The following is a 14,213-nucleotide window of genomic DNA, read 5'->3' on the forward strand; positions in this document are numbered from 1 at the left end:
TATTTATCTGTCGTTTTTAAACAAAACTTGTTAAGTTGAAAATCTTGCAAACGTTTGCTCACAACTGAGGCTATTCTAGCAGAGTTCCTCTCACGTTGCAGCAAACAAGAAAGCGGGAGAGTAACTCCCCCGCTTTGCTTTAATTACTTAGCGCGTGCTTCTAGCATTTCTACTGCTGGAAGAACTTTACCTTCTACGAACTCAAGGAAAGCGCCGCCGCCAGTAGAGATGTAAGATACGTCAGCTTTGATACCGAACTTGTCGATAGCTGCTAGCGTGTCACCACCACCTGCAACAGAGAAACCTTCAGAAGCTGCGATAGCTTCAGAGATACCTTTAGTACCTGCTTCGAAGTTCTTGAATTCGAATACACCTACAGGACCGTTCCATAGGATAGTTTTCGCGTTTTTAAGGATTTCAGCTAGAGCTGCTGTTGATTCTGGACCAAGGTCGAAGATCATATCGTCGTCTTGTACTTCAGAAACGTGTTTGATTTCTGCTTCTGCGTTCTCGTCGAATGCTTTCGCACATGCAACGTCAGTTGCCACTGGAATTGCACACTCGTCCATTAGCTTCTTAGCAGTGTCTACTAGGTCAGCTTCGTATAGAGATTTACCAACGTTGTGACCAGCAGCAGCGATGAATGTGTTAGCAATACCACCACCAACAACAAGTTGGTCAGCGATTTTAGATAGAGATTCAAGAACAGTTAGCTTAGTAGAAACTTTTGAACCACCTACGATAGCAACCATTGGACGAGCAGGCTTGTCCATTGCTTTGCCTAGAGCTTCTAGTTCGTTTGCTAGTAGAGGACCAGCACAAGCTACAGGAGCGTGCATACCAACGCCGTGAGTTGACGCTTGAGCACGGTGAGCCGTACCGAATGCATCCATTACGAATACGTCACATAGTGCTGCGTATTTCTTAGATAGCTCTTCTTCGTTTTTCTTCTCGCCTTTGTTGAAGCGAACGTTTTCTAGAACAACAAGCTCACCAGCGTTTAGCTCTAGGCCATCTAGGTAATCTTTAGCAAGTTTAACTTCGCAATCTAGTGCGTCGTTTAGGTAGTTAACAACTGGTTGTAGAGAGAACTCTTCAGCGTATTCACCTTCAGTTGGACGACCTAGGTGAGAAGTAACCATTACTTTAGCGCCAGCTTCTAGGCAGTGCTTAATAGTTGGAAGAGATGCGATGATACGTGCATCAGAAGTTACTTTACCGTCTTTTACTGGCACGTTTAGGTCAGCACGGATGAATACACGTTTACCTGCAAGATCCAGGTCAGTCATCTTGATTACAGACATGATGTGTCCTCTCAAATATTTAATAATTAAAGTTTTTGAAAACTCGGCAACCCTGCCAAGCCTGTTAATTCTTCAAACTGGTTATAGATATGGAGATACGTCAGATTTATTTCAAGGCTTGAAATAAAAATTCTCTCCATCACTTCTTCACCTTTAAAGCTCCACTTGTGAAGAAGCTTTCATTGCTAAAGCGGTATCCAGCATCCGGTTAGCAAAGCCCCATTCGTTATCGCACCAAACGAGCATTTTTACTAATTGCCCGTTACTCACTCTTGTCTGAGTTCCATCCACTATCGCGCTATGGGGATCGTGGTTAAAGTCGATGGAAACGAGTGGCGATTCAGTATAGTCAACAATGTTACGTAATGTACACTGAGATGCGTTAACAATGGTTTGATTTACGTCATTAACTTTCACATTTGTATTAATTGTGACACTTAAATCCATTGCAGTGACGTTAACTGTCGGAACTCGAACGGAAATGGCTTCGAATTTGTTGGAAAATTTCGGGAAGATTCTTTCAATTCCTTTATGCAACTTGGTGTCAACAGGAATGATAGATTGGCTCGCAGCTCGAGTACGACGTAAGTCATTATGGTAGGCATCAATAACTTGTTGGTCGTTCATGGATGAGTGGATTGTGGTAATGGTACCTGACTCAATCCCAAATGCTTCATCCAATACTTTGATTATGGGAACAATACAGTTGGTGGTACATGAACCATTGGACACCACGCGGTGTTCATCTTTGAGAGTTTCGTGGTTCACACCGTAAATAATGGTGTTATCGAGATCGTTCGCTCCTGGGTGAGAGAAGAGCACTTTCTTCGCTCCGGCTTCGATATGGGCAAGACCATCCGCCTTTGAACCATAAACGCCGGTACAATCTAAAACGATATCGACCTCAAGGTCGCGCCACGGAAGCAGTTCAATTTCAGAGAGATGAAGAATTCGGATGGCATCATATTCACCGCTTTCATGGTGAACATTCAAATGTTCTTGATCGTGGGAGATTTTCTTACCAAAACGGCCATGACTGGTGTCATATTGTAGAAGGTGAGCCATTGCCTCTGGTTGAGCAAGCTCATTAACCGCTACCACTTTAATCTGCTGATGTTTGCCGCTTTCATAGACAGCTCGCAGAACATTACGACCTATACGTCCAAATCCATTGATCGCAACTTTTAGCATTTATCCTTCGCCCCACCAAAAATTTCGTGGCACAGATAGTACCTGATAAGGCTGAAAAACGCACCTAATGAATCATAGTAAAGCATGATTTAAAAAGGCTGGGACATAGCCCAGCCTTCTTTGAAAGAGATTAGAACGCTACGTCTAACCCTAACCAGTAACGACGTCCATCTTCGACGTACCCATATTCTTTGTAGTTGATGTCTTCATCGAACAGGTTGTAAATCGCACCTTTGATCTTGGTGTTATCCGTCAACTGATACGTTACGCCGGCATCTACAAACGTATAAGCAGGTTCAACGATACTGTTGCGTGATGGGCCAGTGACCGGATCCATTTCTTTGCCTCGGTAGGTCACTTTCGTCCAACTCTCTAGGTTGTCTGTTGTTTGCCAAGTGACATCAACATTAAACAGATGCTTTGGAAGTTGCTGAAGTGGCATGCCTTTGTATTCACCCGTTTTTTGCTCCGAGTCGGTAAAGGTATAGCTTGAGCTTAAGTAGATAGTCTCGGTTAGTGGTTTCGCCAACGTTGCTTCTACACCCTGAGTAACAGCTTCATCCACATTAATGCGGTAAGTAGGATCCGCCCCCCATTGGTTTGGGCCATCCGTACAAATTGTATCTGGGCACACCACGCGAGTAATCTTATCTTTAAACTCATTGTGGAAGGCGGTTAATGTCACATCAAGACCAGAATCACCTTGGTAAAGCACACTGATTTCTTTGTTCAGGGAAGTTTCCGGATCCAAATCTGGGTTACCATAAATATTACCGCCACCACTGACTTGCGCCCAACCTGGGGTAATTTCACGTAACTGAGGAGAGCGGAAGCCTGTCGCCACACCGCCTTTGACCGTCCAAGCAGGATCAACACGCCACACACCATACACTCTCGGGCTAAAATGCGCGCCATAGTTTTCATCGTGATCCAAACGACCACCTAATGTCAGACTAAAAGGTTCTGCGATCTTCCATTCATCTTCGATGAACACTGCCCATTGTGTATTTGATGCTTTCGTTTTAGATGATGCTTTGTTGGACGTAAAATCTTCCAACTCGGCATGCGTTGCATCGACACCAGTTGTTAGAGTATGCGCGCCCAGCCCTTTAACTACGCTGGATTTAAACGTGGTATTTACAATAGTCATTTCGCGAGATTTGTTTTCACTCTCCTCGCGCTGCAAGTAGGTATCAGAGTTACCCAATAACTCCCACTCCCCGGTGTGACTAAGCGTAACGTAGTTACGACGATATTCATTCAATGAATCTTCACAGCCTCTACGACAGCCCGTCGTAGGTACAGAAAGACCAACATTACCGCGACGACTTTGTGCCGATGTACCACCCTCTAACTGCACAGAGTGACGATCATTGATTTGATAGATCAGTTTTGAAGAGATGCTCTGCATATCTTTGTCTTCATAACCATAATCAATGTCATCTTCTTCCCTTGCGGTGTATTGACCATAAACCTGTAGCAACAAGTTTTCTGCAAGAGGGCCATTTACAAAGAAGTTTGCACTCTGTTCACCACCAGAACGGCTGTTTTCTTGGATAACCGTCCCCAGCTGCACATTACCTGTCCACTCAAGCGCATCTTTACGGGTGAGCACGTTAATCACACCACCAATCGCATCGGAACCATACAGCGTCGACATCGGGCCACGGATCACTTCGATTCGCTCAATGGCTTGAAGTGGTGGCAACCAACCTTGTTCAATACCAGGGCCATCGCTATTTGGGCGAGTTTCGCGAGTACTTTGGCGCTTACCATCCACAAGAATTAACGTGTACTTAGAGCCCATACCACGAATGCTGATATCGGTTGTATCACCACCACCAGTCACAACAACACCCGGCACACTTTTCAGTGCATCAGTCACGTCGCGGTAGTAGCGCGAGTCCAATTCTTCTCGCGAGATAACACTAATACTTGCAGGCGCATCCGCTTGGGATTGCTCATAACTTGACGCTGTCACCACGACGGTTTCCATTTTAGAAACTGAGTCGTTAGCAAATACATGAGGGACACTGACGAAGGCTAAAACACCAGTAGCAGTTAGCACTGGCAGTCTAAGAGTGGACATCTACATCTCCATAATTGATAATGATTATTATTTTCGAAGTGGAATTATTCATAAATAGAATGAGATGCATAGTGAGAGTTATGGAACGGTTCTTCCCATATATGGAATCCGTACATAACGCAGTAAGGAGTAAGATATGCACGACTTAGCATCAATTCGTGCTTTTGATGCGCTTAACCAACACAAAAGTTTGACCGCAGCCGCCAAAGCACTGAATCAGCCGAAATCCACCGTGAGCCGCCGCTTAGCACAATTAGAAGCCGACTTTGGCCAAGCGCTAACAACTCGACAAGGCAACCGCTTGATTCTGACACGCGCAGGGGAGATTTTTGCCGACTACAGCCGCCAGATCCTAGAGCTCAGCGAGGAAAGTTATGAGGCGCTTCAAGGCTTAAATAATCAAGTATCAGGCTCTCTACATATCGTTTGCCACGCAGCGTTAGTTCGCAGTTGGTTAGGCGATGTGCTCAATGAATTTCTGGCGGAGAACCCTGATGTCAGAGTCCAGCTCACCAGTGATTTTTCCGATACACACCACGATCCAGATTTGTTTATCTGGCTAGGTGAACACAAAGGGCTGGATTGGCGCAAAGAAACGCTTGGCGTATTTCGTTACACCCCATTCGCGTCGCCAAACTACATCGAAAAACATGGCTCCATCCACCACCCGAGAGAACTAAACAAACATCCGTGGATAGATTTTGGGTCGATACAAGAGAATGGTTTGCTACTCTCGCACCCAGAACAAGGGGAGTTTTTTCTAGAACCATTTGTCAGCCGACTCTATAGCGACAACATTGCTATGCAGATCGATAGTATCGCCAACGGACACGGCATTGGTCTCTTGCCAACTTGGACTGCACAAGGGTATGAGAAACATCACCCCGGCCGTATCACCCCATGCCTTGAAGGCTGGCTTTCAGAGCCAATAACGATCAACTGTTATACACCAGCAGGGCGTCATCCTCTTCGCTTATCCGTACTGCTTGAAGATATTCACCAAAGTATTCCGCTAGATTGGAAATATTGAGACAAATAAAAAGGCCATCAACATGATGGCCTTTTCTCACAACCGCTCAACAGAGCCGGTTTAAACAACTGCCTCGATTACGCTAGTAGTTCTTTTGCTGTGTTCACTACGTTTTCTACAGTGAAACCAAACATTTCGAACAACTGGTCAGCAGGTGCAGATTCACCGAATGTTGTCATACCGATGATGCGACCGTCGAAACCAACGTACTTGTACCAGAAGTCTGCGATGCCCGCTTCAATAGCGATACGAGCTGTTACGTCTGATGGTAGAACTGCTTCACGGTAATCTGCGTCTTGTTTGTCGAATGCATCTGTTGATGGCATTGAAACAACGCGTACTTTCTTACCTTCTGCGGTTAGTTGTTCAGCGGCTTTCACTGCTAGCTCAACTTCAGAACCTGTTGCGATTAGGATTAGCTCAGGCTTGCCATCGCTGTCTTTCAGGATGTAACCACCTTTCGCGATGTCTGTAACTTGCTCAGCGCTACGTGGTTGTTGCGCTAGGTTTTGACGAGAGAAGATAAGTGCTGTTGGTGCATCTTTACGTTCAATCGCTAGTTTCCATGCTACAGCAGACTCAACTTGGTCACATGGGCGCCATGTGTTCATGTTTGGAGTCAAACGTAGAGACGCCATTTGCTCAACTGGTTGGTGAGTTGGGCCATCTTCGCCAAGACCGATAGAATCGTGTGTGTACACTTGGATGTTCTGAATTTTCATCAAAGCAGCCATACGCATTGCGTTACGAGCGTATTCCATGAACATTAGGAATGTTGCGCCGTAAGGAACGAAACCGCCGTGTAGTGCGATACCGTTCATAATAGCAGTCATACCAAATTCACGTACACCGTAGTGGATATAGTTACCAGAGAAGTCGTTCGCTTCTAGAGACTTAGAACCCGACCACATGGTTAGGTTAGAAGGTGCTAGGTCAGCAGAGCCGCCCATAAATTCTGGTAGCATTTGACCGAAAGCTTCTAGAGCATTTTGAGATGCTTTACGTGACGCAATGTTTGCTGGGTTTGCTTGAAGATCAGCAATGATTTGGTTTGCTTTCTCTTCCCACTCTGCAGGAAGTTCGCCGTTTAGACGACGCTTAAGCTCTGCTGCTTCTGTTGGGTAAGCCGCTGCGTATGCTTCGAACTTCGCGTTCCACGCCGCTTCTTTTTCAGCGCCAGCTGCTTTTGCATCCCACTCTGCGTATACATCAGCAGGGATTTCAAATGCAGGGTGTTCCCAACCTAGGAATTCACGTGCTGCTGCGATTTCTTCAGCGCCTAGTGGTGCACCGTGACAGTCGTGAGAACCCGATTTGTTTGGAGAACCAAAACCGATGATAGTCTTCGTACAAATTAGCGTAGGACGAGGATCTGCTTTTGCAGCTTCAATCGCTGCGTTGATTGCTTCAGAATCGTGGCCATCTACTGCTGGGATTACGTGCCAACCGTACGCTTCGAAACGCTTAGGTGTATCGTCAGAGAACCAACCTTCAACGTGACCATCGATAGAGATGCCGTTGTCATCCCAAAATGCGATCAGTTTACCTAGGCCTAGCGTACCAGCAAGAGAACATGCCTCATGCGAGATACCTTCCATCAGACAGCCATCACCCATGAACACGTAAGTGAAATGGTCAATGATGTCGTGGCCTTCTTTGTTGAATTGTGCTGCTAGCGCTTTTTCTGCTAGAGCCATACCAACAGCGTTCGTGATACCTTGACCTAGAGGACCTGTTGTCGTTTCGATGCCTGGTGCGTAGCCGTACTCTGGGTGACCTGGAGTCTTAGAGTGAAGCTGACGGAAGTTTTTCAGATCATCGATAGATAGCTCGTAACCGCTCAAGTGCAGTAGAGAGTAGATCAGCATAGAACCGTGGCCGTTTGAAAGTACAAAACGGTCGCGATCTGCCCACTCTGGGTTAGCTGGGTTGTGGTTTAGGTGAGAGCGCCAAAGAACTTCAGCGATATCAGCCATACCCATAGGTGCGCCTGGGTGGCCAGAGTTAGCTTGTTGAACACCATCCATGCTTAGAGCACGAATTGCATTGGCAAGATGTTTACGAGACGACATGTCTGCTCCTGAGTACATTAAGCGAAACGAAAAAAGAGGTCACAATTCTCTCAAAGCCAAGTGGGGTGTGCAAACGTTTTCCAACCCAAAACCTCACAAATATTGCACCTTTCAGTTCAAATACATCGAAGTTCTAAAAATTATCAATAATTCAAGCAAACGTTTGGTTATAACAAAAACCAAAAAAGAGCTTGTAATTCGAGCAATCAAAATTAGAATAGACGTCTAGATGTAGATACACCTACAAATATTAGTATTAATTTGCGCTGGGGAGTTTATCATTCCTCAGTTTTAAACCAGATATAGTGGAGCTAACATGGCTAAGCACCTGTTTACTTCTGAGTCAGTATCAGAAGGTCATCCAGATAAAATTGCAGACCAGATTTCTGATGCGGTTCTTGACGCGATTCTAGAGCAAGATCCAAAGGCTCGTGTTGCATGTGAGACTTACGTTAAAACCGGTATGGTAATGGTGGGTGGTGAAATCACGACTTCAGCATGGGTTGACATCGAAGAGTTAACTCGTGAAACCGTTCGTGAAATCGGCTACGTACACTCAGATATGGGCTTTGACGCGAACTCTTGTGCAGTTCTAAACACAATCGGTAAACAGTCTCCAGATATCAACCAAGGTGTTGATAAAGCTGACCCTAAAGAGCAAGGTGCAGGCGACCAAGGCATCATGTTTGGTTACGCATGTAACGAAACTGAAGTACTCATGCCAGCGCCAATCACTTACTCTCACCGTCTTGTTGAAAAGCAAGCAGAAGTTCGTAAAAACGGCACACTACCTTGGTTGCGTCCAGACGCAAAATCTCAGGTAACGTTCCAGTACGACCAAGGTAAGATTGTTGGTATCGATGCTGTTGTTCTTTCAACTCAGCACTGTGATTCAATCTCTACGCCTGACCTACGTGAAGCAGTAATGGAAGAGATCATCAAACCTGTTCTTCCTGCAGAGTGGATCAGCAAAGACACTAACTTCTTCATCAACCCAACCGGTCGTTTCGTTATCGGTGGCCCAATGGGTGACTGTGGTCTAACTGGTCGTAAAATCATCGTAGATACTTACGGCGGTGCAGCTCGTCACGGTGGCGGTGCATTCTCTGGTAAAGATCCATCGAAAGTAGACCGCTCTGCAGCTTACGCAGCACGTTACGTAGCGAAAAACATCGTAGCGGCTGGTATGGCTGACCGTTGTGAAATCCAACTTTCTTACGCAATCGGTGTTGCTGATCCAACGTCTATCATGGTTGAAACGTTTGGTACCGAGAAAGTATCTCACGACATCATCATTGAAGCGGTTCGTCAATTCTTCGACCTACGTCCATACGGTCTACAAGAAATGCTTAACCTACTTCAACCAATCTACAAGAAGACAGCAGCATACGGTCACTTCGGTCGCGAAGAGTTCCCATGGGAAGCGACTGATAAAGCTGAGCTTCTACGCGATTTCGCTGGCATCAAGTAATCGAGCCACGCAAGAATCAACAAAGCCCTCGCCTTATGGCGGGGGCTTTTTGTATCGAACATTCCTCCCTCCCCTTGCCGAACAAAAATTCAGCAATTATTTGTAAATTCCCCTATCACCGCCAATAGTTAACATAATGTTAAATGCACTTTTCGATGCATATAACACCGAGTAATAAGATGTAGGTTCACGTGGTGAAGTCCGTGATTAAAACACGTAAACCAAACATCCTTTTGTATGGCTCGATACCAAGTCACTGTACTCCTTAAGATAACCATTGAGATGATCGAGTACTGACGACCTTGGTAAGCGTTGACACCGTGGGAATTAATCAAGGAGGAGTTATGCCTCGTACCGTGAATCCATCTGACTTCCAAAGCAAACGAAAGGAAGTGCCAGATAATGAATACGCCAGAACCATTCCGTGTAACACCGTCAATCTGAGTGCCCCCTTTCATTGGTTAGCTCTGGGGTTACATGATTTCGTACGTATGCCTCTCATCAGTGCTTTTTACGGCATCTGTTTTATGGCAGCAGCGATTGGTATTGTGCTTCTGGTGCAATGGCAAGGCACACACTTAGTGGTGATGCCAAGCCTCATCGTCTATATGCTCATAGGTCCGTTTTTAGCACTGGGTCTTTATGATGCGAGTTGGGAGAGAGAACGTGGGCACAAAGCGCGCCTGCTCCATTCCATGAAAGCGATTGGTCGTAACTCCAGCTCACAATGGGCGTTCGCAGTATTGCTCGCCGTCTGTATGATTTTCTGGATGCGTATCGCTGCGCTGCTCCACGCGTTGTACCCATCCGTACAAGGCGCACCACTGACTGAGTTTTTGCCTTTTCTGGTCATAGGTTCATTGGTTGGATTCGTGTTGGCGTGTATCGTATTTAGTATCTCTGCATTTTCGATTCCATTAATGATGGAGCGCCGTGTCGACATGATGACAGCGGTGTTTACTAGCTTTAACGCAGTGAAATCCAATATTCCGGCCATGATTGTTTGGGCAGCGATTATTTGTGGCGGTATCTTAATTGGCTTTGCTACCTACGGAATCGGTATGTTGTTTACCATGCCAATTTTGGGCTACGGTACATGGCACGCCTACCATGCAACCATCAAGAAAAAACACACGCCTTAACGGACAAATGCTATGATTCAGCCCTCGCCAACGCGGGGGCTTTTTATTGAATACACCGGAGTATGGATGGACATTGAACTGAGTTATAAAGCCAAGCAAGTCATGGTTGATTGTATCTCTTTGGCACAGCAGGCATTTAAGCGCTCATTCCCTATCCCAAGCATCACATTCAACGTTCGTGGCAAAGCAGCGGGAAAAGCCTACCTTCAATTAAATCAGATTCGTCTCAACCCTATTTTATTTAGAGAAAATCCACAGGCGTTTTTGGAAGAAGTAATTCCTCATGAAGTCGCCCACTTAATCACCTACCAAGTGTACGGCAGAGTTCGACCACACGGAAAAGAGTGGCGGGGCGTCATGGAATCCGTATTTGGTATTCCTGCCAACACCACACACCGCTTTGAAGTTACCTCAGTCCAGGGCAAGACGTTTGAATATCGTTGCAGCTGCATGACCTACCCGCTCTCGATTCGCCGACACAATAAAGTTCTGCGCAAAGAGGCAACCTACTCCTGTCAAAAATGCCACCAGCCTTTGAATTTTACAGGTGTTCAACTTTCTTAATTTCTCCGGTGAGAAACAGCGACGATCACTTGTTTATTTTTATTATTAACAGACTCATTACGAAAGCCAATCTCTGAGTGGTAGAATGATTAAAGTCATACTTTTTAAAGACTTTAATCATGAAATACTTGTTTACTCTGTTTCTCTTTGTTCTTTCTACTTCCGCTTTTTCTGCCCCTCCTAGCTCATTTTCTGCCGCCAAACGTGAAGCGGTGAAAATCTATCAAGACCACCCAAGCAGTTTTTACTGCGGTTGTGATATCCAGTGGCAAGGCAAAAAAGGGGTTCCTGACTTAGCCTCTTGCGGTTACCAAGTTCGCAAACAAGAAAAACGCGCAGCTCGCATTGAATGGGAACATGTGGTTCCTGCCTGGCAATTCGGCCACCAGCTCCAGTGTTGGCAAAGCGGTGGGCGTAAAAACTGTTCGCGCAACGACACGGCTTTTAAACTCATGGAAGCGGATTTACACAACCTGACCCCAGCGGTTGGTGAGGTGAACGGTGACCGTTCTAACTTCAACTTCAGCCAATGGAACGGCATGGATGGTGTCAGCTATGGCCGCTGCGACATGCAAGTGAACTTCAAGCAACGCAAAGTAATGCCACCCGACAGAGCTCGCGGCTCGATTGCACGCACATACCTGTACATGAGCAAGGAGTACGGATTCAAACTCTCCAAACAGCAAACTCAGCTAATGAGTGCTTGGAACAAAACCTATCCGGTAGACAAATGGGAATGTGAGCGTGACGAGCGCATCGCCAAAGTACAAGGTAACCACAACCCGTTTGTTCAAGAGGCTTGCCGCGCACTGTAAAAACACAAGCGCACCCGAGCTTTGTTTGAGGCGTTTCCTTCATTCGAAACGCCTCTTGCCCCTTGTTTTTTCGGTGGAAAGCATCCATGTTAGGAACTAAGTTTATTCTCTTGCTGGAAATCTCATGCGTATCCCTCGAATTTATCATCCAGAAACCATTCATCAACTTGGTACCATCGCTTTAAGTGAAGACGCTGCAGGCCATATCGGCCGAGTACTTCGCATGAAAGAAGGCCAAGAAGTTCTATTATTTGACGGCAGTGGCGCAGAGTTCCCAGCAGTGATCAGTGAAGTCAGTAAAAAGAACGTTCTCGTTGACGTGACTGAGCGCGTCGAAAGCAACATTGAATCCCCTCTCGACTTACATCTTGGCCAAGTCATTTCACGTGGCGATAAGATGGAGTTCACCATTCAGAAATCAGTAGAGCTTGGCGTTAATACCATCACACCACTTATTTCTGAACGTTGTGGCGTAAAGCTGGATCAAAAACGTTTTGAGAAAAAGCTCGCGCAGTGGCAGAAGATTGCGATCAGTGCGTGTGAACAATGTGGTCGCAACGTAGTACCAGAAATTCGCCCAATCATGAGCTTGGAACAGTGGTGCCAAGAAGAGTACGATGGTCTAAAGCTCAACCTTCACCCTCGTGCAAAATACTCAATCAATACCCTGCCGACACCTGTAGAGAAAGTGCGTCTTCTGATCGGCCCTGAAGGTGGCTTGTCGTCAGAAGAGATCGACATGACTCGCGAATACCAATTTGAAGAGACGCTACTCGGCCCGCGCGTTCTACGCACCGAAACTGCGGCTTTGACAGCAATTACAGCCTTACAAGTTCGTTTCGGCGATCTTGGTTAAAACGGAGAAAAATAATGATCAAACTCGGTATTGTAATGGACCCAATCTCGTCCATTAACATCAAGAAAGACTCTAGCTTTGCCATGATGCTTGAAGCGCAACGCCGCGGCTATGAAATCCACTACATGGAAATGAACGATCTTCACCTAGACCAAGGCAAAGCGATTGCCGACACTAAAGTGGTTGAGCTGAAAGAAGATCCAAACGGCTGGTACGAGTTCAAATCAGAGCAGACGATCGAACTGTCTGAGCTCGACGCGGTACTCATGCGCAAAGATCCTCCGTTTGATACCGAGTACATCTACGCGACTTACATTCTTGAGCGTGCTGAAGAACAAGGCGCCTTGATCGTTAACAAACCTCAAAGCCTACGCGACTGCAACGAAAAACTGTTTACCGCTTGGTTCCCAGAACTTACGCCAACCACAATCGTGACACGCAAAGCAGAAAAAATTAAAGCCTTCCGTGAAGAGCACGGCGATGTGATCCTAAAACCTCTTGATGGTATGGGCGGCGCTTCAATTTTCCGCGTAAAAGAAAACGATCCAAACGTGTCGGTGATCATCGAAACGCTGACTAACCATGGTCAAAACTACGCGATGGCGCAAACCTTCGTGCCAGACATCAGCAATGGTGATAAGCGTATTCTTGTTGTTGACGGTGAACCGATGCCTTACTGTCTTGCGCGTATTCCTGCTAAAGGCGAAACGCGCGGCAACCTAGCTGCTGGTGGTACTGGTGAAGCTCGTCCGCTAAGCGAAACAGATATGAAGATTGCTCAAGCTGTTGCTCCGACTCTAAAAGAAAAAGGGCTTATCTTTGTTGGTCTTGATGTGATTGGCGACAAGCTAACTGAAATCAACGTGACTAGCCCAACTTGTATTCGTGAAATCGAAGCGGCATTCGACATTTCTATCACTGGCAAACTGATGGATGCCATTGAACGTCGTGTGAAAGGCGAATAACTGAATTTATAGTACAGTTATAGTAGAGAACCAGACATTATCTTAAGCAAACTCATGCACATAGTCGCGAGTTTGCTTAAGTGCATTTACGAGTCTTAAAGGTCGGTATGAGAATGAACCTCACAAACCATTTTTTAGTAGCCATGCCTGGAATGAAAGATCCGTATTTCCAGAATAGCGTTATCTACGTTTGTGAACATAACGAAGAAGGCGCTATGGGACTGATGATCAACGCGCCTGTTGATATCACCGTAGGCAACATGCTCAAGCAAGTTAACGTGCAGCCTGTTCACCCGCGCCTGTTTGAAGCCAGCTTAGATAGACCCGTCTACAATGGCGGTCCAATCTCAGAAGACCGTGGTTTTATTCTACATAAACCGAAAGATTACTATGAATCCAGCATTCAAATGACCGACGACCTTGCTGTCACCACTTCGCGAGATATTCTTTCCGTATTGGGGACAGAGGCTGAGCCAAGTGACTATTTGGTTGCTCTTGGTTATTCCGGTTGGAGTGCTGGTCAGTTAGAAAATGAACTGGTTGAAAACTCTTGGCTAACCATCGAAGCCACACCAGAAATCATCTTCGATACGCCCATTACAGAGCGCTGGAAAAAAGCGGTAGAAAAGCTAGGTATCGACCCAAGCCAATTATCGGCAGACGCAGGTCATGCGTAACGCAACTGCCTTCCTTAACTTCCACTTCATTAAGATT

General features: G+C 46.0%; 12 protein-coding genes. 8 read left to right on the forward strand and 4 right to left on the reverse strand.

The window, feature by feature from the left end:
* Positions 1–143 precede the first annotated feature (143 nt).
* The 3 genes from ACF8OV_RS02550 to ACF8OV_RS02560 all read right to left on the reverse strand — a co-directional run bounded on the left by ACF8OV_RS02550 (position 144) and on the right by ACF8OV_RS02560 (position 4,584).
* Positions 144–1,304 (reverse strand): phosphoglycerate kinase, encoded by a 1,161-nt coding sequence (locus tag ACF8OV_RS02550; protein WP_005482432.1) that lies wholly within the window; start codon positions 1,302–1,304, stop codon positions 144–146.
* Between the two features lie 153 nt (positions 1,305–1,457).
* The gene (epd, locus tag ACF8OV_RS02555; protein ID WP_005461726.1) at positions 1,458–2,495 is read right to left on the reverse strand and encodes an erythrose-4-phosphate dehydrogenase; all 1,038 of its coding nucleotides are present in this window, start codon (positions 2,493–2,495) and stop codon (positions 1,458–1,460) included.
* 130 nt (positions 2,496–2,625) lie between these two features.
* A complete protein-coding gene (locus ACF8OV_RS02560) occupies positions 2,626–4,584 on the reverse strand; it encodes a ligand-gated channel protein (protein WP_203503802.1) in 1,959 nt (652 codons plus the stop codon).
* A 136-nt stretch (positions 4,585–4,720) separates the two neighbouring features.
* On the opposite strand from ACF8OV_RS02560, the gene ACF8OV_RS02565 reads away from it, so the two are divergent.
* Positions 4,721–5,614 carry a LysR family transcriptional regulator gene (locus ACF8OV_RS02565; protein WP_203503792.1) on the forward strand — a complete coding sequence of 298 codons (894 nt, stop codon included), beginning with the start codon at positions 4,721–4,723 and terminating at the stop codon, positions 5,612–5,614.
* A gap of 77 nt (positions 5,615–5,691) precedes the next feature.
* On the opposite strand, the gene tkt is transcribed toward ACF8OV_RS02565, so the two are convergent.
* Positions 5,692–7,686, reverse strand: coding sequence for a transketolase (gene tkt, locus ACF8OV_RS02570; protein WP_086585629.1), 1,995 nt, complete (start codon positions 7,684–7,686; stop codon positions 5,692–5,694).
* Positions 7,687–8,002: 316 nt separating this feature from the next.
* Here tkt and metK point away from each other — a divergent pair, with 316 nt between their 5' ends.
* From metK to ACF8OV_RS02605, 7 genes are all read left to right on the forward strand, one after another.
* Positions 8,003–9,157 (forward strand): methionine adenosyltransferase, encoded by a 1,155-nt coding sequence (gene metK, locus ACF8OV_RS02575; protein ID WP_005461723.1) that lies wholly within the window; start codon positions 8,003–8,005, stop codon positions 9,155–9,157.
* Positions 9,158–9,501: 344 nt separating this feature from the next.
* The gene (locus ACF8OV_RS02580; RefSeq protein ID WP_005461722.1) at positions 9,502–10,299 is read left to right on the forward strand and encodes a DUF2189 domain-containing protein; all 798 of its coding nucleotides are present in this window, start codon (positions 9,502–9,504) and stop codon (positions 10,297–10,299) included.
* Between the two features lie 66 nt (positions 10,300–10,365).
* Positions 10,366–10,863 (forward strand): SprT family zinc-dependent metalloprotease, encoded by a 498-nt coding sequence (locus ACF8OV_RS02585; protein WP_025554527.1) that lies wholly within the window; start codon positions 10,366–10,368, stop codon positions 10,861–10,863.
* 119 nt (positions 10,864–10,982) lie between these two features.
* Complete coding sequence (gene endA, locus ACF8OV_RS02590) at positions 10,983–11,678, forward strand: deoxyribonuclease I (protein ID WP_023585351.1); 696 nt, start codon at positions 10,983–10,985, stop codon at positions 11,676–11,678.
* A 124-nt stretch (positions 11,679–11,802) separates the two neighbouring features.
* Positions 11,803–12,534, forward strand: a complete 732-nt coding sequence (gene rsmE, locus ACF8OV_RS02595) for a 16S rRNA (uracil(1498)-N(3))-methyltransferase (protein ID WP_005461719.1) — start codon at positions 11,803–11,805, stop codon at positions 12,532–12,534.
* A 14-nt stretch (positions 12,535–12,548) separates the two neighbouring features.
* Entirely contained in the window at positions 12,549–13,499 is a 951-nt protein-coding gene (gene gshB, locus ACF8OV_RS02600; RefSeq protein ID WP_005425823.1) for a glutathione synthase, read from the forward strand.
* Positions 13,500–13,612: 113 nt separating this feature from the next.
* Entirely contained in the window at positions 13,613–14,176 is a 564-nt protein-coding gene (locus ACF8OV_RS02605) for a YqgE/AlgH family protein (protein ID WP_193294127.1), read from the forward strand.
* The last annotated feature ends 37 nt before the right edge of the window (positions 14,177–14,213 follow it).

The sequence above is a fragment of the Vibrio sp. GLN_1 genome (genome assembly GCF_043106015.1).
In the GTDB taxonomy this organism is placed as follows: domain Bacteria; phylum Pseudomonadota; class Gammaproteobacteria; order Enterobacterales; family Vibrionaceae; genus Vibrio; species Vibrio parahaemolyticus.